Here is a 23488-nt window from a genome sequence, read left to right as displayed (position 1 = left end):
GACGGTTCTTGTTACCCGAAAGTAGCGCTGTCTAGGCTGGTGCCATGACGGACATCGCAGCGCCCGCAGCAGCCTCCATCGCCGTGCCCCACCTGCCCGCCGAGCGACTGGCGCGGCGCGTGGTGACCGGCACCGTGCCGACGAAGGTGACGACCCGTAGTCCGTTCGACGGGTCGCCGATCGCCGAACTCCCCGAGTCCACCCCGGAGAACGTCACCTCCGCCTTCGCCCGCGCGCGGCTCGCGCAGACCGCGTGGGCCAAACGTTCGGTGCGTGAGCGGGCGGCGGTGTTCCTGCGCTTCCACGACCGGGTGCTGGAGCGCCGGTCGGAGATCCTGGACATCATCCAGACCGAGACCGGCAAGGCGCGCAAGCACGCCTTCGAGGAGGTCCTGGACGTCGCGCTGTGCGCGCGGCACTACGGCCGGCGGGCGGCGGGCTACCTGCGCGAGCGCCGCCGGGCGGGTGCGCTGCCGGTGCTCACCAAGGCGATCGAGGTCCGCCACCCCAAGGGGGTGGTCGGCCTGGTGTCGCCGTGGAACTACCCGCTGGCGCTGTCCATCGGCGACGCGATCCCGGCGTTCATCGCGGGCAACGCGGTGGTGATGAAGCCCGACACGCAGACCGCGCTGACCGCGCTGTGGGCCCAGGACGTACTGATCGACTGCGGCCTGCCCGAGGACCTGTGGCAGATCGTGCTCGGCGACGGCCCGGTGGTCGGCACGGCGGTGGTGGAGGGCGCGGACTACGTCGGGTTCACCGGCTCCACCCGCATCGGCCGCGAGGTGGCCCGGCGGGCGGCCGAGCGACTGGTCGGCGCGTCGCTGGAGTTGGGCGGGAAGAACGCGATGATCGTGCTGGCGGACGCGGACCTGGACCGGGCCGCCGAGGGGGCGGTGCGCGCCTGCTTCTCCTCCGCCGGCCAGTTGTGCGTCTCGATCGAGCGGATGTATGTGCACGAGGACGTGCACGACGCGTTCGTGGACCGGTTCCTGGGTCGGATCCAGGCGATGCGGCTCGCGGCCGGATACGAGTGGGACACCGACATGGGCTCGCTGGTCTCGCGCCGGCAACTGGACGCGGTCACCCGGCACGTGGACGAGGCCCGGGCGGCGGGCGCACGGGTGCTGGTCGGCGGCAAGGCCCGGCCCGACCTGGGGCCGCTGTTCTACGAGCCGACGGTGCTCGCCGACGTCACCCCCGAGATGGCGGTGTGCGCGGAGGAGACGTTCGGCCCCGTGGTGTCGGTGTACCGCTACACCGAGGAGGAAGAGGTCGTCACCCGCGCGAACGAGACCGCGTACGGCCTCAACGCCAGCGTGTGGACGCGCGACACCCGGCACGGCGGCGCGCTCGCGCGGCGGTTGCGCGCGGGCACGGTGAACGTCAACGAGGGCTACGCGGCGGCGTACGGCAGCGCGGGCGCGCCGATGGGCGGCATGGGCGACTCGGGCCTGGGCCGACGGCACGGCGCGGAGGGGATCATGAAGTTCACCGAGGCGCAGACCGTGGCCACCCAGCGCCTCCTCCCGATCGCCGCCCCCTTCGGCATGACCGACGAGCAGTGGGCTCGCTCGCTGACGCTGTCCCTGCGCGTCATGAAGGCCCTGCGCGTGCGCTGACCCCACCCGTCGGGTCGGTGTCCTCGGGTGTCTCACACCCGCCACACCCGGCGCGCGCGTCGCGCGCCGGCAGGCGTGTGTGCGGCTCGCGGGGCGCGAGACTGCGGAAGGGTGAATTCCGTTCGTCGAGCGGGACCGGGCAAGGGACTGCCAACTCGGGGCAAAATGACATCTATCGACCGGTTAATGATCATTATTTGCGCTAACCGGACGCCCTTGAGTCGGTCGCGCACTTCGCCGGAACCACCGATGGGGGTGGGGAATCCCGCTACTCTTGGCGCTGCCGGCGGCTTTGGCGTGAAAGATCCGCGTTGCGCAGCTTTCGCGGTACGTGGGATTCGTGGTGAATGGGGCACGCCGAGGCCCGCCGCGCCGGGGTCGATCCGTGGATCGACCCAAGGCGCGGCGGCCGGTGTCGGGCGTCCCCGACACCGGCCGCCGGCGGGGTTGTGACCGGTTGCTGTCCCCTGCGTCCCGGTCACGGCACCAACGCGAGGTCCCACGGCGCGCTGGTGAGCGCGCCTCATCGCGTCGGCGGCCTTGCGGTGCCCGGCCCGCGCATGAAGCGGGCCGGCCATCAGTCACAACGACCGCCGGCGCGACGAGGTTACGCCCGGGGGCCGACCCGACCGCGGCACAACTCCAGAAGGGTCAGCGCGACGGTGGTGCCCGGCTTGCCCAACCCCTCGCGGTACCGGGCGATGACCTCCATCTCGCGGGACAACTGCACGCGGGCACCGCCCGCCGCGACGCGGACCCGCTGGATCTCGGCGGAGATGTCCACCCGCTCGGTGATCAGCGCGATGATCCGCCGGTCGAGGTCGTCGATACGGGTGCGGCCCGCGTCGATCACGTCCTCGGACGTCTGCGGCGGGGTGGTGGTGTCGTCCATGCGGCCTGCTCTCCGGAAGGGGTCGGATCCGGGGGCCTCGACACGAACGCGAAGACGCCCCGGGTACCGGACCCGGGGCGTCTTCGTCTGCCTGTGGTGGTGCCGCGTTCAGGCGGTGACGGTGGCGCCGGGGATCCCGGTGCCATGGCTAAAGCCGTGCGTCACGCCGAACGAGGACATGGCGTCAGTATGCCGCGACGGCGGGAGCGGGCACCAGCCGGGGTCACCCGCGCGACGCCGGTAGAATCGGCGTACACCCCTTTTTCGCTTCGCCGGAAGGCCCCTCGTGACCTTTGCCAGCCCGGACGGAGGCGGCACCGAAACCGTCCTCGTCGTCGACTTCGGCGCCCAGTACGCCCAGCTCATCGCCCGCCGGGTGCGCGAGGCGCGTGTATACAGCGAGATCGTGCCGCACAGCATGCCCGTGCCGGAGATGCTCGCGAAGCGCCCGGCCGCGATCATCCTGTCCGGCGGCCCCTCCTCGGTGTACGCGGACGAGGCGCCCAGCATCGACCCGGCGCTGTTCACGGCCGGCGTTCCGGTGCTCGGCATCTGCTACGGCTTCCAGGCCATGGCGCAGACCCTGGGCGGGGTGGTCGAGAAGACCGGTCTCGCCGAGTTCGGCGCCACCCCGCTGACCGTGACCGGCACGGAGAGCACCCTGTTCGACGGGCTGCCCACCGACCTGTCGGTGTGGATGTCGCACGGCGACTCGGTCTCCGCCGCGCCGGCCGGCTTCACGGTCACCGCGACCAGCGCGGGCGCGCCGGTCGCCGCGATCGAGAACGACGAGGCGCGGCTGTACGGCGTGCAGTACCACCCCGAGGTGATGCACAGCGAGCACGGCCAGGCGATCCTGGAGCGCTTCCTCAAGGTGGGCGCGAAGCTCGCGGCGAACTGGACGATGGTCAACATCGTCGAGGAGCAGGTCGAGCTGATCCGCGAGCGGGTCGGCGACAAGCACGTGATCTGCGGCCTGTCCGGCGGGGTCGACTCCGCGGTCGCCGCGGCCCTGGTCCAGCGCGCTGTGGGCGACAAGCTCACCTGCGTGTTCGTCGACCACGGTCTGCTGCGCAAGGGCGAGCCCGAGCAGGTCGAGCGGGACTACGTCGCGGCCACCGGGGTCTCGCTCAAGGTGGTCGACGCCCAGGAGCGCTTCCTGTCCGCGCTCGCCGGGGTGACCGACCCCGAGGAGAAGCGGAAGATCATCGGGCGCGAGTTCATCCGGGTCTTCGAGCAGGCCGCCGCCGAGGTGGTCGCCGAGGCCGGCGCGCACGGCGAGGAGGTCGAGTTCCTGGTCCAGGGCACGCTCTACCCGGACGTGGTCGAGTCCGGCGGCGGCACCGGCACCGCGAACATCAAGTCGCACCACAACGTCGGCGGGCTGCCCGAGGACCTCCAGTTCAAGCTGATCGAGCCGCTGCGCAAGTTGTTCAAGGACGAGGTGCGCGCGGTCGGCGAGCAGTTGGGCCTGCCGTCCGAGATCGTCTGGCGGCAGCCGTTCCCGGGCCCCGGCCTGGGGATCCGGATCATCGGCGAGGTCACCGCCGACCGGCTGGAGATCCTGCGCGAGGCGGACGCGATCGCCCGCGAGGAGTTGTCCCGGGCCGGGCTCGACCGGGAGATCTGGCAGTGCCCCGTGGTGCTGCTCGCCGACGTGCGCTCGGTCGGCGTCCAGGGCGACGGCCGCACCTACGGTCACCCGATCGTGTTGCGTCCGGTGTCCTCGGAGGACGCCATGACCGCCGACTGGTCGCGCCTGCCCTACGACCTGCTGGCCCGGATCTCCAACCGGATCACCAACGAGGTCCGGGAGATCAACCGGGTCACCCTCGACGTGACGAGCAAGCCCCCGGGCACCATCGAGTGGGAGTAGCCTCCCGCGTCGATCCGCTCGATCCGCTCGATCCGGGTTGATCCCGATCGTGTGTGCTTCGCCGGCCTCCGCCCGATTTCGGACGGGGGCCGGCGGCGTTCCCGGAGTTCGTCGCGGCCGGGTCGACGAGCCGGCGGACCGCCTTGTGGGACACGGGGGTTGGCCTCGCGGCGGGTCTTCGATCGAGATTGCGCGCGATCGCCGGACCGGGCCGGTACGCCCCTCTCGGATGCGGCACAATGTGCCGCTGAACGAGCACGTTCGTATGTGGTGGTGGGGAGGGCGTGGCGAAGTGGCGCACGGTGTCGGTGTGCACGGACCGGACTGTCATTGCGTGGTCCGGGAGGAATACCGCAGGACCGTCGCCGATTTCGAGACGCTGCGGCGGGCGCTCGCCCGCAAGGAGGGGGTGCCCTCGGCGGTCGCCCACTCCGACGGCGGCGCGCGCCAGTGGATCTCCGACGAACTGCGGGGCAAGGCCCAGGACTTGGCCGCCATGCGGCGGGCCCAGGGGCGGGCCTGGCTGCAGGTGCTCGGCGGTCGTGCGCTGATCGTGCTGTGGTTCCTGGTCGCCGTGCTCGTCCTGGTGCAGGCGCTGACCGCGATCGGCGCGGGCTGGACCGGATCCCGCACCGCCGGGATCGTGGCGGCCGTGGTGGTCGCCGGAGCGCTCAGCGTGGTCGGCTGGGCCGCCCGGGCCGGGGGCGGCGTGTTCGCGCCCGTACGGGGCCTGGACGGGCGCCTGTCCACCTCCAAGGCGGTCGCCGCGCTGTGGATGGTGGCGCTGATGTACTGCTTCGCCTTCCTGGGCATGCGGCTCGCCGCCGCCTCCGGGGACGGCGACCGGGACCGGCTGCTGGATCGGCTGGGCGATGTCGCGCTCGACCAGATCACCCTGGTGACCGCGCCGCTGCTGGCCGCGGTGGCGGTGCGCCGGATCGTCGGCGACAAGGTCGGCCGCCGGGTGCTCCAGAAGCTCCGCGCCGACCAGGCCTCGCTGCGCGACCTGGTCACCGACGACGCGGGCCGGGCCTCGTTCGTGGACGCCCAGTACGTCCTGGTCAACCTGGTCGCGGTCGGCTTCGTCGTGGTCGGCCTGGCCCGCGACCCCGATCGGCTCCCGGACATCCCGGCCACGCTGGTCGCGCTCGCCGTGGTCTCGGTGGTCACCTACCTCGCCGGCAAGCTGGCGGAGAACGACCGCCCGGTGATCCTGTCCGTGGTGCGCGTGCGCACGCGCGGCGACCTGGACTCCGCGGTCCGCCAGGGCGACGACATCGAGGTGCGCGGGATCAACCTGGCGGCGGGCGGCTCGCACGAGGCGGACCTGCTGGCGCGCGTGGTGGTCAAGTTCGGCGCGGTCCACGTGCACGCCCCGCTGATCCCGGCCGACACCGGCTTCGCCAACCCCTCCGACGCGTGCGTGGTCGTCCCGGTCCCGGTCGACGTGGAGCCGGGCCGGGTGGAGCTGTGCGTGGTCTCCGCCTCCGGCGTGGAGTCGGCGCCGTACGAGATCCAGATCGCGGGCTGACCGCACCGGGATACGCACGCGGGCCGGGTCGAGGACATCGACCCGGCCCGCGTCCGTCCCGTCCGGCGCTACAACTTCTGCACCGGCGCGTAGCGCAGCAGCAGGGTCTTCTCGCCGCCCGCGCCGAAATCGATGGTGGCCTTCGCCTTGTCACCGGTCTCGGCGGTGGACACCACCGTGCCCAGGCCGAACTTGTCGTGGGTGACCCGATCGCCCGGGGCCAGCGCGATGGCCGGGCGTTCCTTGATCTGCGCGCCCTTGCCGAAGCCGCCGCGCGAGCCGACCGTCGACTTCGTCGCCGACATCGCCTTGGCCGCCGACGGCGAGGTGCCGCGCCAGTCGACCAGTTTCTCCGGCAGTTCGGTCAGGAAGCGGGACGGCGGGTTGTACGACGGCGCGCCCCACGCGCTGCGCATCTTCGCCAGCGTGACGTAGAGCCGCTCGCGGGCGCGGGTGATGCCGACGTAGGCCAGCCGGCGCTCCTCCTCCAACTCCTTCGCGTCGCCGAGCGAGCGCATGTGCGGGAAGACGCCGTCCTCCAGGCCGGTGAGGAACACCGTGGGGAACTCCAGGCCCTTGGCGGTGTGCAGGGTCATCAGGGTGACCACGCCGCCGTCCTCGGCGTCGGTGGGGATCTGGTCGGAGTCGGCCACCAGCGAGACCCGCTCCAGGAAGTCGGCGAGCGTGCCCGAGCCGCCCTCCTGAGCCTGGGCCTGCTCGAACTCCAGTGCCACCGCCGCGAGTTCCTGAAGGTTTTCGATCCGGGTCTCGTCCTGCGGGTCACTGGACGCCTGCAACTCGGCGAGGTAGCCGCTCTGTTCCAGGATCGCCTCCAGGACGGTCGCGGGCCCCGCGCCGCCGTCCACCACCGCGGTGAGGTCGTCCAGGAGCCGGACGAAGCCCTTGACCGCGTTGGCCGAGCGCTTGGCCAGCCCCGGCGCGTCGTCGGCCCGGCGCAGCGCCTGGGCGAACGGGATGCGGTCGCGCGTCGCGAGCACGTCCAGGCACGCCTCGGCCCGGTCGCCGATGCCGCGCTTGGGCACGTTCAGGATCCGGCGCAGCGAGACCGTGTCGTCGGGGTTGGCCAGCAGGCGCAGGTAGGCGAGCACGTCGCGGACCTCGCGGCGCTCGTAGAAGCGCACGCCGCCGACGACCTTGTACGGCAGGCCGACCCGGATGAAGACCTCCTCGAAGACGCGGGACTGGGCGTTGGTCCGGTAGAACACCGCGACCTGTCCCGGCTTGGTGTGGCCCGCGTCGGTGAGGCGGTCCACCTCGTCGGCGACGAACTGCGCCTCGTCGTGCTCGTCGTCCGCGACGTAGCCGACGATGGGGGTGCCGGCGCCGGCGTCGGTCCACAGGTTCTTCGCGCGCCGGTTGCTGTTGCGCTCGATCACCGCGTTGGCCGCGCTCAGGATGGTCTGCGTGGAGCGGTAGTTCTGCTCCAGCAGGATCGTGGTGGCGTTCGGGTAGTCGGCCTCGAAGTCGAGGATGTTGCGGATGGTCGCGCCGCGGAACGCGTAGATCGACTGGTCCGCGTCGCCGACCACGCACAACTCGGCCGGTTCGAGCCCGACGAGCCCGGCCTCGGCGGGGTTGACCAACTCGCCGTCCACCGTCAGGCGCGGGCCGCTGCCGGCCGCGCCGCCGACCAGTTCGCGGACCAGCGTGTACTGCGCGTGGTTGGTGTCCTGGTACTCGTCCACCAGCACGTGCCGGAACCGCCGCCGGTAGTGCTCCGCGACGTCCGGGAACGCCTGGAGCAGGTGCACCGTGGTCATGATCAGGTCGTCGAAGTCGAGCGCGTTGGCCTGGCGCAGCCGTTCCTGGTACATCGTGTAGGCCTGCGCCAGTATGCGCTCGGACTCGTTGATCGCCTTGGCCGCGAAGTCCTCGTGGTCGATCAGTTCGTTCTTGAGGTTGGACACCTGCGCGTTGAACTTGCGCGGCGGGAACTTCTTCGGGTCCAGGTCGAGGTCGCGGCAGACCATCGCCATCAGCCGCTGCTGGTCGGCCGAGTCGTAGATGGAGAACGACGAGCTCATGCCGAGCTTCTTGTACTGCTGCCGCAGGATGCGTACGCAGGCCGAGTGGAAGGTGGACACCCACATCGCCTTGGTGCGCGGGCCGACCAGTGCCTCGACCCGGTCGCGCATCTCGGCGGCGGCCTTGTTGGTGAAGGTGATCGCCAGGATCTCGCCGGGGTGCACGTGGCGGGAGGCGAGCAGGTGGGCGATGCGGTGGGTCAGTACGCGGGTCTTGCCGGAGCCCGCGCCCGCCACGATGAGCAGCGGGGACCCCTCGTGCACGACCGCGGCGCGCTGTTGCGGGTTCATCCCGTCGAGCAGTCGGGCCGGGTCCACCACGGGGCGCGGGGCGCCGTTGCGGTAGTAGGCGTCGCGCGGCTCGGGCGGCGGCGCGTATTGCCCCTCGTACAGGTCGTCCGGATAGTCCTCCGGCAGGCCGTACACGTGGTTCTCGTCCGGCTCGGGCGGCAGCGGGATCTCGTCCGCGGAGCCGGCGGGGGACTTCTTGGCCGCGGTGTCGAAACCGGGCAGGGGGATGTCGTCGAAGAGGCTGCTCATCGTTCCCCGAGTCTAGGTGGGTGTCGGGCGGGTCGTGCCCGGGCCGTTGTCGCGGCCAGGGATCATTGCGCCGACAACCATCTTCGCGCCGTCGGACATCGGGTCGACCGGGATCGGCCGACCACCGGTCGCCCGGCCCGGCGGATGGAGTCGGATCGAGTCGGATCAAGGGAGTACATCGTGCTGGACGATCGCGACGTGGAGCGGGTCCTGGTGCTGGCCGCGCACCCGGACGACATCGACTTCGGGGCGGCGGGGACGGTCGCCACGTGGACCGAGGCGGGCATCGAGGTGAGCTACTGCCTGGTCACCGACGGGGACGCGGGCGGGTTCGATCCGGCGGTGCCCCGGTCGGAGATCGGCGGGATCCGGCGGGCCGAGCAGAACGCGGCGGCGGCGCACGTGGGGGTGCGGCAGCTGTACTGGCTGGGGTATCCGGACGGGCGCGTGGCGGTCTCCATGGAACTGCGGCGCGACATCAGTCGGGTGATCCGGCAGGTGCGCCCGCAGCGCATGGTGATCCCGAGTCCGGAGCGGGACTGGTCCCGGCTGGCGCCGAGCCACCCGGATCACCTGGAGGCCGGCGAGGCGGCGATGCGGGCGATCTATCCGGACGCGCGCAACCCGTTCGCCCATCCCGAGCTGCTGGAGGCGGAGGGGCTGAAGGAGTGGACGGTGCCGGAGACCTGGCTGTCGCCGACCGCCGCGCCGAACCACGCGGTGGACGTGACGGAGGTGTTCGAGCGCAAGATCGCGGCGCTGCTGTCGCACGAGAGCCAGACGAGCCATCTGCCGGAGCTGCGGGAGCACGTCGTGTCGATGCTGGAGGGCAACGCGGCGCGGTTCGAACTGGGCGCCGGGCGGATGGCCGAGGTGTTCCGGGTGGTGGACACCCGGTAGCGGCGGCGGGACCCGCGGCTCAGGTCCACATGACGGCGATGGCGATGTTCGCCACGGTCAGCAGGCCGATCGCGCCGAGGACGCGCGCGGACACCCGGTCCGCGGCGCGGTTGCCCCACACCAGCAGCAGGACGACCAGCAGGATGCCGAGCTTGGTGCCGATCTTGGCGGTGTCCACGTCCCGGTCCAGGCCGGACTGCACCACACCCACCAGGGCCAGGCCGGTGACGAGCATGGTCAGCGCGCCGTGCGTCATCGCGGGCACGATCCGCACGTCGCCGGTGCGCAGCGCGGACATCTGGGTGAGGAAGCCGCCGAGCAGGGCCGCGATGCCCACGATGTGCAGCACCAGCAGGATCTGCCGCAGAACGTCCACGTCGTACAACCCCTCGTCGATCATCGCCCGGCGGGCACCCGGCCGGCGTTCTCGGCGTCGACGCGGAGACCGCCGCCGCCGTCCGGCAGCCTAGCCGGCGGCGGTCCACGCCTCGCGCACCGGTCGAATGCCGTTAAAGATCGGCAAAAGGGATCAAGATCGACTTTAGGGAATCAGGGCGCTTTTCCCGTGATACGCGGAGATGGAAACGGCGACATTGGTAAAGTTTTGGCAATGTGAAGGCCAATGGTGATGGTCCTGACACGCGTGTGACTAGTGTTCTGCGGCAGGCGATCGGCTCGAGGTCGGCCACCCGGTCGACACGATCGCCTCCGCCGAATTCGGTGACGGGTTTCGGTGACGGTGGGCAACCACGGTCGTCGCGACGCGAAGCCGGAACCGGGGACCCTCGCAGTCCCTTGGGGTGAATCGGTGCTCCGGCACCGTAGGGCGCCTTCTTCCGCCCGAACCCGTCAGCTAACCCGGTAGGCGGCCGAGGAAGGAGACCCGCCACCAGTGGCGTCCCAACGTCGACCCGGGCAACACCGCAAGCCCAAGCCGCGCACCGCCGTGCGCACCGCCGCGACCGTGGTCACCGCCGCCGCGACGATGACCGGCGTGATGACCTTCGCCGGCACCGCGAGCGCGGACCCCGCGCAGTCGTTCCAGCAGACCAAGGACCGCGTCAACCAGCTGCACAGCGACGTGGTCAAGGCCACCGACGCCGCCAACGGCGTCGAGGAGCAGATCGAGAAGCAGCAGGGCACCGCGAACCAGACGCAGGCCCGGATCACCGAGGAACAGGCCGCGCTGAACGCCCTGCGCGACCAGATCGGCGTCCTGGCGGCGAACCAGTACCGCAGTGGCGGCCTGCCGCCGTCGCTCTCGCTCGCGCTCAGCGGCGACCCCGAGGGTTACCTGCAGAAGTCGCAGATGATGTCCCAGCTCGACGGCCAGCAGGCCGCGAAGCTGAAGCAGATCGCGGCGCAGGCCCGAGTTCTCCAGCAGGACCGCACCGAGGCCTCCTCGCAGCTCGCGGAACTGGAGAAGCTGCGCACCGACCTGAACAAGAACAAGACCGACATCCAGGCCAAGCTCGCCGAGGCGCAGCGGCTGCTCAACACGCTCACCGAGAAGCAGCGCGAGGACGTGCTCAACTCGGACGAGCACGCGAACGACACCACGCGGGGCAACGACCGCAGTTCGCGGGACAAGGACAAGGACAACGCGCCGGCGACCAACGTCCCGGCCTCCGGTCGGGCCCAGGTCGCGATCAACTTCGCGCTGGCACAGATCGGCAAGCCGTACGTCTCCGGCGCCGAGGGCCCCGGCTCGTACGACTGCTCGGGCCTGACCCAGGCGTCCTGGAAGGCGGCGAACGTCTCGCTCAGCCGCACCACCTGGACCCAGATCAACGACGGCCCCAAGATCGCCAAGAGTGCCCTCCAGCCGGGCGACCTGGTGTTCTTCTACTCGGACAACCGCCACGTGGGCATGTACATCGGCAACGGCCAGATCGTGCACGCTCCGCGTCCGGGCAAGACCGTGACCAAGGCGCCGCTGGACTCGATGCCGTTCCTCGCGGCCATCCGCCCCGGCTAGAGCCTCGGACACCCCGCGACACCACACGACGGCGCCCGTCCTCGGATTCGTCTCCGAGGACGGGCGCCGTCGTGTGTGCCGGGTGTCGCCGGCGGGTCAGACCAGTCGCCGGTCCGTCGCCCAGCGGGTCAGTTCGTGCCGGTTGGACAACTGCAACTTGCGCAGCACGGCGGAGACATGCGTCTCCACCGTCTTGACCGAGATGACCAGTCGGCGGGCGATCTCCTTGTAGGCGTAGCCGCGCGCGATCAGCCGCAGCACCTCGCGCTCGCGCTGGGTGAGCCGGTCCAGGTCCTCGTCGATCGGCGGCACGTCGGTGGCCGCGAACGCGTCCAGTACGAAGCCCGCCAGGCGCGGCGAGAACACCGCGTCACCCTCGCCGACCCGGCCGATCGCGCGGATCAGTTCGTCGCCGGTGATCGACTTGGTCACATAGCCGCGGGCGCCGCCCCGGATCACCCCGATCACGTCCTCCGCGGCGTCCGACACCGACAGCGCGAGGAAGCGCACCGCCGGGATCAGCGACGCGCACCGGCGCAACACCTCCACCCCACCGCCGCCGGGCAGGTGCACGTCGAGCAGAACCACCTCGGGGCGGGTCTCGGTGACCACGGCCACCGCGCTCGCCACGTCGTCGGCCTCGCCGACCACCTCGACCGCCTCGCCGATCTCGGCGCGCACGCCGGTGCGGAACATCCGGTGGTCGTCGACGAGGACCACCCGGGTGCGGGGCGTGCCCTCGGCGGCTGCGCTACTCGTCTCGGTGGTGTTCACGTGTTCGTCCTTCCCACAGCGGACCGGCCGGCGTCGGCGCGGCGCATCTCCAGCTCGACCTCGGTGCCCTCGCCGGGTTCGCTGCGGATGTTCGCGGCGCCCCCGTTGCGGCGCATGCGCCCGAGCACGGACTCTCGCACACCCAGCCGGTCGGCGGGTACGGAGTCCGGGTCGAAACCGGGCCCGCGGTCGCGGACGAACACCGTGACCATGTCCTCGTCGGCCTCGCCGAACACCGAGATCGCCGCGCCGCCCGCGTACTTCGCCGCGTTGACCATCGCCTCGCGCGCGGCGGCGATCAGCGCGGAGAGCCGGTCGTCGACCGGGCAGTCGCCCACGCACACGATCTCGATCGACACCCCGTGCGCGTCCTCCACCTCCGCGGCGACCCCGCGCAGCGCGGCGGCGAAGGTGCGGTCCGGCTCCTCGCCGTCGGGGCGGTACAACCAGGCCCGCAGCTCGCGCTCCTGCGCCCGGGCCAACCGGGCCACCTCGCGCGGGTCCTCCACCTGGCGCTGGATCAGGGTCAGCGTGTGCAGCACCGAGTCGTGCACGTGCGCGGCCACCTCGGCCCGCTCCTGGGCCCGGATGCGGGCCCGGCGCTCGGCGCCCAATTCGCGGGTCTGTCGCAGCAGATACGGACCGAAGATGACCAGCAGGCCGACCAGGAGCAGGCCCGCCCCGCGCATCGCGGCCAGCGCGTCGCCGATGCCGCCGCGGCCGAGCGAGAAGAAGATCAGGCCCGCGACCACCAGCGTGGCGCCGATCAGGGCGCGCAGCCAACCCGCCACCCGGCTGCGCCCGTCCAGCGAGAACCAGCGCTGCCGCTGCGACTCGTCGGCCTGACGCCACAGCAGGATCACCCCGGGCCCGGCCACGAGCAGCGGCCACAACCAGTCGCCGGAGCCGGTGTCGGTGTCGGTCCCGAGCCCGGTGAGCATGGTCGCCGCGATCAGCACGATGATCAGCGCGAGCGCCTGATGCCGCTCCCGACCGCGCTCGCGGCTCGGCGGGGCGGCGGTGCCCACGCTCTGCGGTACGAAGATCCAGAAGGCCGCGTACATGACCACGCCCAGGCCCGCGAAGAACGCGAGCGCGACGAAGGCGACCCGCAGGACCACCACCTCGACGCCGAGGTGCTCGGCCAGGCCGCGCGCGACGCCGCCGGCGAACCGGTGGGACGCGGCGCGGCGGAGCTTCGGTGTCGGGTACGCGGGCCGGTTCGGCGCGGCGGGGGGCGGATATACGGCGGTCACACGACCGATCGTCACACGCCGGCAAGCCCGGGCGCATCAGGGCTCGACCCTGATTCCCCCTCAGGGTCGGACCAGGGGTCGACCAGGGCGGAGCCCGATGGGAACGGGGCCGCGCGCACGCCACGATGGACCCATGAACGACGACATGAAACCCGGTGTCTCGGCCGGCAACCGGGCCGGCGACGTCCCGGGCGGCCCTCCGGGGTCGTCCGCGGCGCCCACGACGACGACCACTCGACCCCAGCTCCTGCGCAGCGTCGACGACCGCATGGTCTCCGGCGTGTGCGGCGGCCTCGGCGAGCATTTCGGCCTCGATCCGGTGATCTTCCGCATCGTCTTCGCGGTGCTGTCGCTCTTCGGCGGGGTGGGCGTACTGGTGTACAGCCTGGGCTGGCTGTTGATCCCGGCCCGTGGAGAGGAGCAGCCGGTGCTGCGCCGGGTGCTCGCCGGGAAGTTCGACCGCGGGGCGACGGCCGCCACCGTGGTCGCCGTGATGGGGGTCGCCTTGTTCTTCACGTACCTGGACTCGGGCTTCGGCCCGTCGGTCCCGCTGATGATGATCACCGCCGTGGTCCTGTTCATGGTCTGGACCGACACGAAACGCAGGTCCGAGGCCGCCGCGCGAACGGCGGGGGTCGCGGCGATGGCGAGCGCTCCCGCGCCGGTCGACACCGTCCCGGCCGGCGACACCGCGCCGGGACCGCCGATGTGGTGGCAGGTGCCCGGTGGCGGCTCGGCGCCGGAGGGTGGGCAACCGCCCGCGAAGCCGGTCGCGGCCGAGCCGGGCAGGCCCGCGAAGCGTCCGCGCTCGTACGTGGCGCTGGCCACGCTGTCGGTGGCCACGATGGTCGGCGGCCTGCTGTGGGTGTTCAACCGCACCGACACGGTCGACGTGACGTTCACCGTCGCGGTGGCCATCGTGCTCGGCGTCGTCGGCCTGGGCCTGCTCGCGGGCACCTGGTTCGGCCGGGCCCGGCTGCTGATCCTGCCCGCCCTCGCGCTCACCGCGCTGCTCGCCGGACTCACCGCGATCACCGTGCCGCTGACCGGGCCGTGGGGGGAGCGCACCTACACGCCGACCTCGGTCGCGGCACTGCCCGCGTCGTACCACCTCGGCGGCGGCGACCTGGACCTGGACCTGCGTACCCTCGACCTGGGGCCGGCCCGCGCGGCGACGGTCAAGGCCACGGTGGGCGCCGGGCAGATCCAGGTGTGGGTGCCCAAGGACGTCAGGGTGGTGTTCAAGGGCCGCTCCGACGTCGGTGACGTCCGCACGATGAGCGGTCGCGACGACGGCTGGCGGCCGGACCGGAGCGAGACGGTGGAGCCGATCGCGGGGCCGGAGCGCGGCACGATCACGCTGGACCTGGAGGTCGGCCTGGGCCAGGTGGAACTGCTGTACGACGACCACGGACGGTTGCCGCGATGAGCGCGTCGCTCGAGCGGGTGGACCCGCGCAGGACACCGAGGAACGGCGTGACCCGGATGGAGGGCGGATCCCGATGAGGACGAACAGGCGGCGCTTCGACCCGATGGCCCTGATCGCGGGTGTGGTGTTCACCGCCATCGCGATCGCGTATCTGCTGCGGGCGGGCGGACACGCGCTGATGAGCCCCGAGTGGTCGCTGGCCACCGCGGCGATCGGAGTGGGCCTGGCGGGCCTCGCCGGGGCGCTGTGGTCGATGTTGCCGACCGGCCGATCCGATGCGGAGCCGGCCGCTCCCACGCCGCCGGCCGCGTTCTTCGCGCCGGTGACGGCGTCGGAGCCGGGCGGTACGGCGTTCGTGGGCCGGGAGGGGCACGAGGAGCACGAGGAGCACGGCGGCGCGCTCGATGAGGACCCCGGGACGAAGCCGGAGCCGAAGGCCGGATTCGAGGCCGCCGCGGGTCTCGGAACGGACGTCCGGCCCGGCGTCGAGGCCGGGGCCGACGTCGAGTCCGGCGTCGAGCCGGGCGGGGCCGACTCCCGGACCGGGACCGACTTGGGGACCGGCGTCGGATCCGGGACCGGCTTCGAGACGGGCGTCGAGTCGGACGTCGAGACCGGGACCGGCGTCGAGACCGACATCGAGACCGGGGCCGACGTCGAGGCCGCGTCCCGTGCCGGGGGCGCGCACCGGGCCGGGGTCGAGGCGGAAACCGAGACCGGGATCATGGCCGTGATCGAGGCGCCGGCAGCGCCGGACTCACCGGCCGGATCCTCGGCCGCCTTCCCGGCCGCGCCCGACGCGGACCCGGACGACCCCCCGCCGGCCGTCGGCCTGACCAAGTAGCCGACACGGGTGGTCCGATACGACGAGGGGGCGGGGGGCCGGCGGCCCCCCGCCCCCTCGGGCGTACTCGGCGGGCGCGGCACCGGGCTCGCACCCATACGTCCGCGCCCGCGCCTCCGCGCCGCCCCGTCCCCGCGTGGTGTGTGCTCAGCCGCGGCCGTGCGGTGTGTGCCACAGTTCCGGGTCGGGGCCCTTCGGGACGATTCCGGTCGGGTTGATCGCGTCGTGTGTGACGTAGTAGTGCCGCTTGATGTGGTCGAAGTCGACCGTGTCCCCGAAGCCTTCGGTCTGGAACAGGTCGCGGGCGTAGGCCCACAGGACCGGGTACTCGGTCAGCTTGCGCAGGTTGGTCTTGAAGTGGCCGTGGTAGACCGCGTCGAATCGGACCAGCGTGGTGAACAGCCGGATGTCCGCCTCGGTGATCGCGTCGCCGACCAGGAAGCGCTGCCCGCCCAGCCGCTTCTCCAGCAGGTCCAGCCGGGCGAACAGCGTGTCGAACGCCTCTTCGTAGGCGTCCTGCGAGGTGGCGAACCCGCACCGGTACACGCCGTTGTTCACGTCCCGGAACACGTCCGCGTTGATCGCGTCGATCTCCGCGCGCAGGTGCTCGGGGTACAGATCGGGCGCGCCGGCTCGGTGCAGCGCGGTCCAGCGGGTGGAGAAGTCGAGGGTGATCCGCGGATAGTCGTTGGTGACCACGTGCCCGGTGGTCAGGTCGATGATCGCGGGTACGGTCACCCGACCGGCGTAGGTGGGGTCACTGGCCCGGTAGGCGTCGGCGAGGAACGCGAGCCCGGTCGCCGGGTCGCGCCCGTCGGGGTGGTTGGTGAACCGCCATCCCCGCTCGTCCCGGATCGGGTCCACCACGGACAGACCCAGTGCGTCGTCGAGCCCGAGCAGCCGACGCACGATGATCGCCCGATGCGCCCACGGGCAGGCCAGGGACACCACCAGCTGATATCGCCCGCGCTCCGGCTCCGGCCGCCCGGTGAACCGGTTGGCCTGCCGGACGAACTCGCCACGGCTGCCGGTCTCGGCGGTGAACTGCGCCTCGGATGAGCTCATCCGTCCACGATAGGTCCCGGATCGCCGACGCGCGTCGGGCTCAGGTCGGGTCGAGGCCGTTCGCCCGCAGCCAGGGCAGCGGGTTGATCGGGGCGCCGCCGCCGGGGCGGACCTCGAAGTGCAGGTGCGGGCCGGTGCTGTTGCCGGTGTCGCCGCTGTAGGCGATCACGTCGCCCGCCTTGACCGGACCGGAGCGGATCTTGGCCCGGGTCAGGTGGCAGTACCAGGTCTCGGTGCCGTCCTTGCCGGTCAGGATCACCATGTTCCCGTAGGCCGTGTTCACCTGCGTGCGCACCACGCCGTCCATCACCGCGAGCACCGGGGTGCCCAGGTCCACCGGGAAGTCGATGCCGGTGTGGGTGTGCGCCCAGCGCGAGCCGGAGGAGCCGAAATAGGCGCTGAGGCCCTTCTGGGCGACCGGGAGCACGTACTTGGGCCTGAGGGACTCCCGGCGCTTGCGCTCGGCTTCCTGGTCCTGCTGGGCCTGTTCCTGGCGCTCCTGGAGCGAGACCCGGGTCTGCGCGCGACTGGCGCGCTCGGCGAAGTCCTCGGCGCCGACCTGGAGATCCACCAGTTGTTTGTCCATCGGCGACATCAGCGGCAGGTCCTCGCCGCCGGCCACCGGGTCCGCGTCCTTGGTCTCGGCGCCCGCGGTGTGCAGGCCGCCGACCGCCGCGACGGCCATCGCCGCCGCGCCCATCACCGCGAGCGGGGCGCCGGCGGTGAGCGGGAACGCGCGTTTGCGCTTCACCCGGGCCTTGTCGGCGGACTCCTTGGCCTCCTTGCCGGCCTTGGCCTCCCGGGTCTTCGGCTTCCCGGTCGGTTCGACCCGCCGCTCGACGCGCGCGTCGTCCGCGTCGGACTCGGTGTCGGTGGGGGCCGGCACGCTGAGGTCATGGTCGTCGACATCGAACGCGGGCTCGACCGGCGCACGCGTGCCGCCGTCGTCGAACAGGTCCGTCGTCGAGCGGTTGCCGCCCGACCACTTGTCGGCGTCGTCGCGCACCGGGACGGGGGAGTACCAGGTGTCGGACTCCCACGCGGCGGTGTCCGAAGCGGCGTACCACATACCGGTGTTCGAGCCACCGTCCCACGCGGGGTCGACGTACGGGGCAGGCGCCGGATCCTGCGCCGCGGTGTCGGTCACCGCCCAGGTCCGGGTGTCGTAGCCGGTGTCCTGGACCGCGGGATGGCCGTAGGTGCCGGTCGCGGCATAGCCGCCGGAGGCGTCGTACGACCCGGTGTAGCCGTCGCCGTAGCCGTCGTGGCTCGGTACCCGGACGTATCCCGAGGCGTCGTAGGCGGGTTGATACCCCGAGGTGTCGTAGCCGCCCGAGCCGTGGCCCGTCGGGTCGTAGCCGACGGCGGAGTACTGCGTGCCGGAGTGGTCGACGGCGGCGTACCCGCCGGACGCGTAGCCGGCCGCCGCGGGGTGGCCGGTGCCGGTGTCGTACCCGTCGTACGCGGGTGCCGGTACACCCCAACCACCCGATGCGTCGACCGCGGGCCAACCGCCGCTCGGGTCGGTCGGGTAGGCGTTCGCGCCGTACCCGTAGCCCTGGTCGTAGCCGCCGTGAACCGGGTCGGACGAGCCGTAGGGGGAGTACGCACCCTCGGCGTCCGACCCGTGGCGAGCCTGCTGCTCCGCACTCGGGTAGCGAACGTCCGTCACCTACGTCGCCTTACGTTTCGGGGGCCGGTCGGAAACGGACTGTAGCTCCCTTGACGTTCACAGGACAATCCTCGCGATCGGAACCGCAGGTCAGACGGCCGGGCGGGTGACGAGGTCCGCCTCGGCGGCACCCGTCCGGGCGGACGCCGTCGACCGCCGCCCGTGCGCCGACCGGGCGGGGGTTACGCTCCGGGCGAGGGCTTCGCTATGTACATGGAGGCAGTGATGGGTGTTCCCGGACCGATCAGGATCGTCGTGGCCAAGCCCGGGCTCGACGGACACGATCGTGGGGTCAAGGTGGTCGCGCGCGCACTGCGCGACGCGGGCTTCGAGGTGGTGTACACCGGGCTGCACCAGACCCCGGTCCAGATCGTCGAGACGGCCATCCAGGAGGATGCCGACGCGATCGGCCTGTCGGTGCTCTCCGGCGCGCACATGACGCTCTTCGCCAAGGTGATCGAACTGCTCAAGGAGCGCGAGGCCGAGGACATCCTGGTGTTCGGCGGCGGGATCATCCCGGAGGAGGACGTGCCCGAGTTGCAACGGATCGGTGTCGCGGCGGTGTTCACCCCGGGCGCACCGACCACCGACATCGTCGACTGGGTGCGCGCACACGTGGCGACCACCGCCGCCTGACCGGGCACTTCCCTCGGATCCGGACATTCGGCCCGCTGCGATCCGCGGGTTCGACGGGCTCGCACACACGTGTCGGTGCGGGCCCGTACCGTGGCCGTCATGCAGCAACGGTGGACCGCGGAACGGGTGTTGGCACTGGCTCCCGACGCCGCAGCACGCACGGCCGGGAGCGCCCTCGCGAGACCGGAGTCGTGGTCGGCCACCGGTGCCTCGGCGATCGCGGGCGGCCCGATCTGGGGGTCCGGCGGCGGCGCGACGGCCTACCGCACGGTGGTCGATCCCGCCGGTCCCACGGGCCGATGTTCGTGTCCCGGACCGGGCTTTCCCTGCGCACACGCCCTCGGCCTGCTGCTCCTGTGGGCGAACGATCCGGCCGCGGTGCCGGTCGGGGCGACCGTCCCCGACTGGGTCGACGCCCCGGCGGCCGGGCGGCGGGCGCGGGCCGGTCTGGCCGATCCCGCCGCGGCCCGGCGCCGCGCCGAGCGGCGGGCGGCCGAAGTCGCCGAGGGCACCGAGCGGTTGCGCCGGTGGTTGGCCGATCGGGTGCACCAGGGGCTGGTGGGCACCGAGCGTGAGGGATACGCGATGTGGGACGGCATCGCGGAGCGTATGGTCGACGCCAAGGCCCCCGGCCTGGCCGCCCGGTTGCGCGCGGCGGGCGCGATACCCGCGTCCGGGGCGGAGGGCTGGCCGGGCCGACTGCTGGAGGACTACGCCGAGTTGTGGCTGCTCCTGCGCGCCCACGAACACGCCGACGACCTCGATCCGTCGCTGGTGGCCGGACTGCGGGCGCGCATCGGCTGGACCGTGGACGCGGAGGACGTGCTGCGGGCGGCGCGGGCCGAGGGCACCGCGGTGCACGATCGGTGGCTGGTGCTCGGCAGCCGGGACAGCGTCGACGGCGGACTGACCGAGCGGCGGATCTGGCTGCGCGGCATCGGGTCGGGCCGGCCCGCGCTGGTGCTGGCCTTCGGGCCGCAGGGGCGCGCGCCGCGGTTGGCCCTGCCCGTGGGGCGCACCATCGAGGCCGACGCGGCCTTCCACGACGACGCGGTGCCGCTGCGGGTGGCGCTGGGCGAGCGGACCGGTGAGCCGGCCGCCGGGGCGGAGCCGGCCGGGGTGGGGCCCGAGGAGGCGACCCTGGCCTACGCCGAGGCGTTGCGCCGCGAGCCCTGGCTGGAGGCCTGGCCGGTGGTGCTCGCCGACGTGGTGGCGGTGCCGGAGCCGATGGGGTGGCGGATCGCCGGCGCGGACGGGTTCTGGCTGCCGGTGGACCGGGCCCGGACCGGCGAGCAGGCGCTGTGGCGGTTGTCCGCGATGTCCGGCGGCACGGGGCTGACCGTGTTCGGCGAGTACGGCGCGCGCGGATTCGTCCCGGTGACCGCGTGGCACGAGGGCCGAGCCGTCCCGCTGTAGCCGGTCGGCCGCGACCGGCCCGATCGGGCGCGGGACGGACACCGCCGCCGATCTTCGGCGGCCGATCGTCATGGGGACGATCGCCATGTGTGGAAGGGGAGTTCGGGATGCGGGTCGCGGATCCGGTGTGGGACGACCTGGTGTCGGCGGCACTGGTGGGCACCGGGCGGCGCAGGGCCGCGGAATGGCCCGCCGAGGGTGCGCTGGGCGAGCTGGCCGCGCGGGTGGACCGGACCGACGAGGCGGTCCGGCTGCTCGACCTGGCGGCGATCGTGATGGTGCATCGGCGAGCGGGCCGACGGGCCCCCGCGGGCGCGCCGCCGGAGCCGTGCGCCGAGGTGGACCCGCGACCGTCGGTGCCGGAGTCGGCCCGGGTGCGGTTGCGGATCCTGCTCGAAGGCGACGGGATGGACTTCCTGCCGGAATGGCTCGCCGTGGCCCGGACGGCCGGCCTGCGGGCGCCCGAGTCCGAACTGCCGGGCCTGTTGACCGCGGCCCGCTCGCGCACGGACCTGCGGGCGATCGTGGCCGAACTCGCCGGGCCGAGGGGGCGTTGGCTGGCCGGGCTCAACCCGGAGTGGGCCTGGCTGACCCGGATCGCGGCCGGGGATCCCGACGACCCGATCGACCTGTGGCGGCACGGCCGATTCGGCGAGCGGCTGGCCGCGTTCGCGGTGCTGCGGGCCGCGGACCCGGACGCGGCCAGGGAGTTGCTGGCCCGGACCTGGCGGGCCGAACCGGCCGAGGACCGCGCGGTGTTCGTCGAGGCGCTGGGCACCGGGGCGACGGCGGGCGACGAGGCGTTCCTGGAGGCGGCCCTGGACGATCGGGCCAAGGTGGTCCGGGTGGCCGCGGCGCGGCGCCTCGGCGCGCTGCCCGGATCGGCGTTCGTGGCCCGGATGAGCGCGCGGGGTCGGGCCTGCCTGCGACCCGACGGAGCGGGGCGGGTGCTGGTGGTGCCGCCGGGCGAGTGCGACGAGGCGATGCTGCGGGACGGGATCGACCGGTCCTCGCCGACCGGGCGCGAGGACCACTCGTGGTGGCTGGGCGAGGTCGTCGCGGCCACGCCGCTGTCGGTGTGGCGGGAGGTGTTCGGGGCGAGCCCCGAGGAGATCGCGGCCCGTGCGCTGCCGCGCCGGTTCGCCGAGGACGTCCGGGAGGGCTGGGCCCGCGCGGCGGTGCTCCAGCGCGACGTCGACTGGGCCCGGGCACTGGCCGGTCGCGGTGCGCCCACCCGCCTGCTCACCGTGCTGCCGCCGGCCGAGTGCGCCGACCACGTGGCCCGCCACATCGCCGAGCACGGCCTGTCCGAGGCCCTGCAACTGCTCACCAACTGCCCGACCCCGTGGCCCGTTTCGCTGGGCGACGCGGTCCTGGACGCCTTCGCGACGGCGGCCGGATCAGGCGCGTACCCCTGGAGCTTCAGCGGCGCCCGAGACGTCGCCGGCCGCGGCCTCGACCCGTCACTGGTCACCCGCGTCGACGGGCTCGCCGAAGGCGACGGCGAATGGCCCAAGGCCTTCCGCGCTCTCGCCGAAACCCTCCGCTACCGGGCCGGGATGCGCCGGGAAATCCTCGACGGTGAGCCCCGTTCGGCTCGGTGAGCCAACGCGGCCACATCCACCACGACCGGGAACGGCACATCGAGTCTCATGGCGGCACGATGCCCGCCGGTCGGGACGTAGGTGCGTGTCGCGGGGTCGAGCCGGTGAACGTGGACGGTCGTGCCCTCCGTGTCCTGCTCGACGCGCCGGAAGTACGGAATGCCGCTCCGTGCGTACAGCGCGGGCTTGATCCCTCGATCGTGTGCCCGCGTATCCGGGGCGACCACTTCGACGACCAATCGCACGTCGGCCGGCTGGAACATGATGAGATCCGGGTTCGTGGCGGAGTCGGTCCGCACGACCAACACATCTGCCTCCGGCCGGGATCGCGGCCCGACGCGCACCGTCATGCGACGGACCACGGTGAGCGCGGCCGGGGCCTGCGCGTCGAGGGATCGGGTCGGGTCGCCGACCATTTCCGAGTGGAGCAACGACTGCGGGGACCGCACGACCAGCATCCCGTCGAGCAGTTCCACCCGGGCGGGGCGCCTGGTGGAAGCCGATCGAGGTCCTCGGCGGTCCAACCACCTTCGGGCTCGATGGGTGACCAGGGCAACGAAGGTCGAGAGCGCACCGGTGTCCTCCCCGCGTTGTCGATCAAACCTGCGACGATAGTGGACGTTCGACTCGGAGTGTCGGATCTCGTCGGATTCCACTCATCCGTGAGCGGCCGACGCGGATCGAATGCCGGAACCCACCAATATCGAAGGGAGATTTCCCAGCACAAGATCAGGGAGCAGGCATGCAATCGAAGGTTCGCGAACCCGTGACGATTCGTGGGCCCCTGCCACGAGAGGATCACCTTGTGAGTGACGAAGGCACCGAGACGGACCCACTGGCGAAGTGGCGCCTGGCCGCCCTGCGGATACTGCGCGCATCCGACGAGTTTCCCGAGGCTGTGCGCTGGGAGGCGTCACCGTCCGGCCTGGTTATGCAGGCGTCACCCGACTGGGAGCACGCCCGGATCGTCACGGGTCTGCGCCACCTGCTCGAACCGCGGCTGCCGGCCGAGGTCGTCGTGCTGGAAGGCGTTGCCTTTCTGGTGGGAATCGGCACCGAACGTACGCCCGACCTCGTCGTCGTCGACACCCGCAAGACAGCCGAATTTCGCGATGGGCACGCGACTTCTGCGTCCGGCGTCTGGATGTTCGTCGAGGTGACCTCGAACAGCACACGTCGTGTCGACCTACGGGAAAAGCCCCATGAGTTCGCGCGGGCCGACGTGCCGGTGATGCTGACGGTCGACCGGCAGGAGCACGACGTTATCGTGCGCTTCGGGCCGGTCGACGGGCGTTACACCTTCACGGAGCGGGTGAAGGCCGGGGCGTCGGTGATGTTGCCGGAGCCGTTCGACGCGACCGTCGAGACCGGGTTCCTGCTCGATCACCTCTGACCTCTTTGCCGCCTC

Annotated in this window: 19 protein-coding genes and 1 riboswitch; of the genes, 11 read left to right on the top strand and 8 right to left on the bottom strand. The window is 72.3% G+C overall.

Translation table 11 applies throughout. The annotated features are described in order from the left end of the window. Positions 1-44: 44 nt before the first annotated feature. On the top strand, positions 45-1622 hold the full coding sequence (locus EMA17_RS15450; RefSeq protein ID WP_246126678.1) for a succinic semialdehyde dehydrogenase: 1578 nt from the start codon (positions 45-47) through the stop codon (positions 1620-1622). A 607-nt stretch (positions 1623-2229) separates the two neighbouring features. On the opposite strand, the gene EMA17_RS15445 is transcribed toward EMA17_RS15450, so the two are convergent. Next, entirely contained in the window at positions 2230-2514 is a 285-nt protein-coding gene (locus EMA17_RS15445) for a chorismate mutase (RefSeq protein ID WP_126637553.1), read from the bottom strand. Positions 2515-2800: 286 nt separating this feature from the next. Between EMA17_RS15445 and guaA the strand changes: the two genes are divergently transcribed. After that, positions 2801-4390 carry a glutamine-hydrolyzing GMP synthase gene (guaA, locus tag EMA17_RS15440; RefSeq protein WP_126637552.1) on the top strand — a complete coding sequence of 530 codons (1590 nt, stop codon included), beginning with the start codon at positions 2801-2803 and terminating at the stop codon, positions 4388-4390. A 334-nt stretch (positions 4391-4724) separates the two neighbouring features. Next, positions 4725-5921, top strand: coding sequence for a hypothetical protein (locus tag EMA17_RS15435; protein WP_126637551.1), 1197 nt, complete (start codon positions 4725-4727; stop codon positions 5919-5921). Between the two features lie 68 nt (positions 5922-5989). Here EMA17_RS15435 and pcrA read toward each other — a convergent pair whose 3' ends face one another. Continuing rightward, positions 5990-8506 carry a DNA helicase PcrA gene (pcrA, locus tag EMA17_RS15430; RefSeq protein WP_126637550.1) on the bottom strand — a complete coding sequence of 839 codons (2517 nt, stop codon included), beginning with the start codon at positions 8504-8506 and terminating at the stop codon, positions 5990-5992. Between the two features lie 180 nt (positions 8507-8686). On the opposite strand from pcrA, the gene EMA17_RS55355 reads away from it, so the two are divergent. After that, positions 8687-9406 (top strand): PIG-L deacetylase family protein, encoded by a 720-nt coding sequence (locus EMA17_RS55355; RefSeq protein ID WP_218042828.1) that lies wholly within the window; start codon positions 8687-8689, stop codon positions 9404-9406. Positions 9407-9425: 19 nt separating this feature from the next. Here EMA17_RS55355 and EMA17_RS15420 read toward each other — a convergent pair whose 3' ends face one another. Next, positions 9426-9782, bottom strand: coding sequence for a hypothetical protein (locus EMA17_RS15420; protein WP_126637618.1), 357 nt, complete (start codon positions 9780-9782; stop codon positions 9426-9428). Between the two features lie 376 nt (positions 9783-10158). Further along, positions 10159-10289, top strand: a riboswitch (cyclic di-AMP (ydaO/yuaA leader). A 9-nt stretch (positions 10290-10298) separates the two neighbouring features. Between EMA17_RS15420 and EMA17_RS15415 the strand changes: the two genes are divergently transcribed. Continuing rightward, positions 10299-11384, top strand: coding sequence for a C40 family peptidase (locus EMA17_RS15415; RefSeq protein ID WP_126637548.1), 1086 nt, complete (start codon positions 10299-10301; stop codon positions 11382-11384). A 96-nt stretch (positions 11385-11480) separates the two neighbouring features. Here the strand turns inward: EMA17_RS15415 and EMA17_RS15410 are convergent, their stop codons facing one another. Beyond that, positions 11481-12158 carry a LuxR C-terminal-related transcriptional regulator gene (locus tag EMA17_RS15410; protein ID WP_126637547.1) on the bottom strand — a complete coding sequence of 226 codons (678 nt, stop codon included), beginning with the start codon at positions 12156-12158 and terminating at the stop codon, positions 11481-11483. After that, on the bottom strand, positions 12155-13414 hold the full coding sequence (locus tag EMA17_RS15405) for an ATP-binding protein (RefSeq protein ID WP_246126677.1): 1260 nt from the start codon (positions 13412-13414) through the stop codon (positions 12155-12157). Before EMA17_RS15405 ends, EMA17_RS15410 begins: the two co-directional genes overlap by 4 nt. Positions 13415-13547: 133 nt before the next feature. On the opposite strand from EMA17_RS15405, the gene EMA17_RS15400 reads away from it, so the two are divergent. Beyond that, positions 13548-14843: a PspC domain-containing protein gene (locus EMA17_RS15400; protein WP_160161416.1), complete on the top strand. Its 1296-nt coding sequence runs from the start codon at positions 13548-13550 to the stop codon at positions 14841-14843. Positions 14844-14916: 73 nt separating this feature from the next. Then, positions 14917-15687, top strand: coding sequence for a hypothetical protein (locus EMA17_RS15395; protein ID WP_126637544.1), 771 nt, complete (start codon positions 14917-14919; stop codon positions 15685-15687). 147 nt (positions 15688-15834) lie between these two features. Here the strand turns inward: EMA17_RS15395 and EMA17_RS15390 are convergent, their stop codons facing one another. Then, the gene (locus tag EMA17_RS15390) at positions 15835-16752 is read right to left on the bottom strand and encodes a glutathione S-transferase family protein (RefSeq protein WP_126637543.1); all 918 of its coding nucleotides are present in this window, start codon (positions 16750-16752) and stop codon (positions 15835-15837) included. A gap of 40 nt (positions 16753-16792) precedes the next feature. After that, entirely contained in the window at positions 16793-18424 is a 1632-nt protein-coding gene (locus tag EMA17_RS55350) for a M23 family metallopeptidase (protein ID WP_281290496.1), read from the bottom strand. Positions 18425-18649: 225 nt separating this feature from the next. Here EMA17_RS55350 and icmB point away from each other — a divergent pair, with 225 nt between their 5' ends. From icmB to EMA17_RS15370, 3 genes are all read left to right on the top strand, one after another. Continuing rightward, positions 18650-19060: a coenzyme B12-dependent isobutyryl CoA mutase small subunit gene (gene icmB, locus EMA17_RS15380; protein WP_126637542.1), complete on the top strand. Its 411-nt coding sequence runs from the start codon at positions 18650-18652 to the stop codon at positions 19058-19060. Between the two features lie 99 nt (positions 19061-19159). Beyond that, entirely contained in the window at positions 19160-20476 is a 1317-nt protein-coding gene (locus tag EMA17_RS15375; protein WP_126637541.1) for an SWIM zinc finger family protein, read from the top strand. A gap of 89 nt (positions 20477-20565) precedes the next feature. Further along, positions 20566-22080 (top strand): DUF5691 domain-containing protein, encoded by a 1515-nt coding sequence (locus EMA17_RS15370; RefSeq protein ID WP_246126676.1) that lies wholly within the window; start codon positions 20566-20568, stop codon positions 22078-22080. On the opposite strand, the gene EMA17_RS15365 is transcribed toward EMA17_RS15370, so the two are convergent. After that, on the bottom strand, positions 22023-22556 hold the full coding sequence (locus EMA17_RS15365) for a Uma2 family endonuclease (protein WP_126637540.1): 534 nt from the start codon (positions 22554-22556) through the stop codon (positions 22023-22025). The genes EMA17_RS15370 and EMA17_RS15365 overlap by 58 nt on opposite strands. A gap of 329 nt (positions 22557-22885) precedes the next feature. Between EMA17_RS15365 and EMA17_RS15360 the strand changes: the two genes are divergently transcribed. After that, a complete protein-coding gene (locus tag EMA17_RS15360) occupies positions 22886-23473 on the top strand; it encodes a Uma2 family endonuclease (protein ID WP_160161415.1) in 588 nt (195 codons plus the stop codon). The last annotated feature ends 15 nt before the right edge of the window (positions 23474-23488 follow it).

This window comes from Embleya hyalina, assembly GCF_003967355.1.
Lineage (GTDB): Bacteria > Actinomycetota > Actinomycetes > Streptomycetales > Streptomycetaceae > Embleya > Embleya hyalina.
The sequence above is the reverse complement of the archived record's forward strand: the minus strand, read 5'-3'. Positions and strand labels throughout refer to the sequence as shown.

Excerpts from the sequence above, each read along its gene's own strand:
- EMA17_RS15390 (WP_126637543.1), bottom strand. The coding sequence starts at position 16,752 with ATGAGCTCATCCGAGGCGCAGTTCACCGCCGAGACCGGCAGCCGTGGC.
- icmB (WP_126637542.1), top strand. The coding sequence starts at position 18,650 with ATGGGTGTTCCCGGACCGATCAGGATCGTCGTGGCCAAGCCCGGGCTC.
- EMA17_RS15375 (WP_126637541.1), top strand. The coding sequence starts at position 19,160 with ATGCAGCAACGGTGGACCGCGGAACGGGTGTTGGCACTGGCTCCCGAC.
- pcrA (WP_126637550.1), bottom strand. The coding sequence starts at position 8,506 with ATGAGCAGCCTCTTCGACGACATCCCCCTGCCCGGTTTCGACACCGCG.
- EMA17_RS15400 (WP_160161416.1), top strand. The coding sequence starts at position 13,548 with ATGAACGACGACATGAAACCCGGTGTCTCGGCCGGCAACCGGGCCGGC.
- EMA17_RS15450 (WP_246126678.1), top strand. The coding sequence starts at position 45 with ATGACGGACATCGCAGCGCCCGCAGCAGCCTCCATCGCCGTGCCCCAC.
- EMA17_RS15445 (WP_126637553.1), bottom strand. The coding sequence starts at position 2,514 with ATGGACGACACCACCACCCCGCCGCAGACGTCCGAGGACGTGATCGAC.
- EMA17_RS15395 (WP_126637544.1), top strand. The coding sequence starts at position 14,917 with ATGAGGACGAACAGGCGGCGCTTCGACCCGATGGCCCTGATCGCGGGT.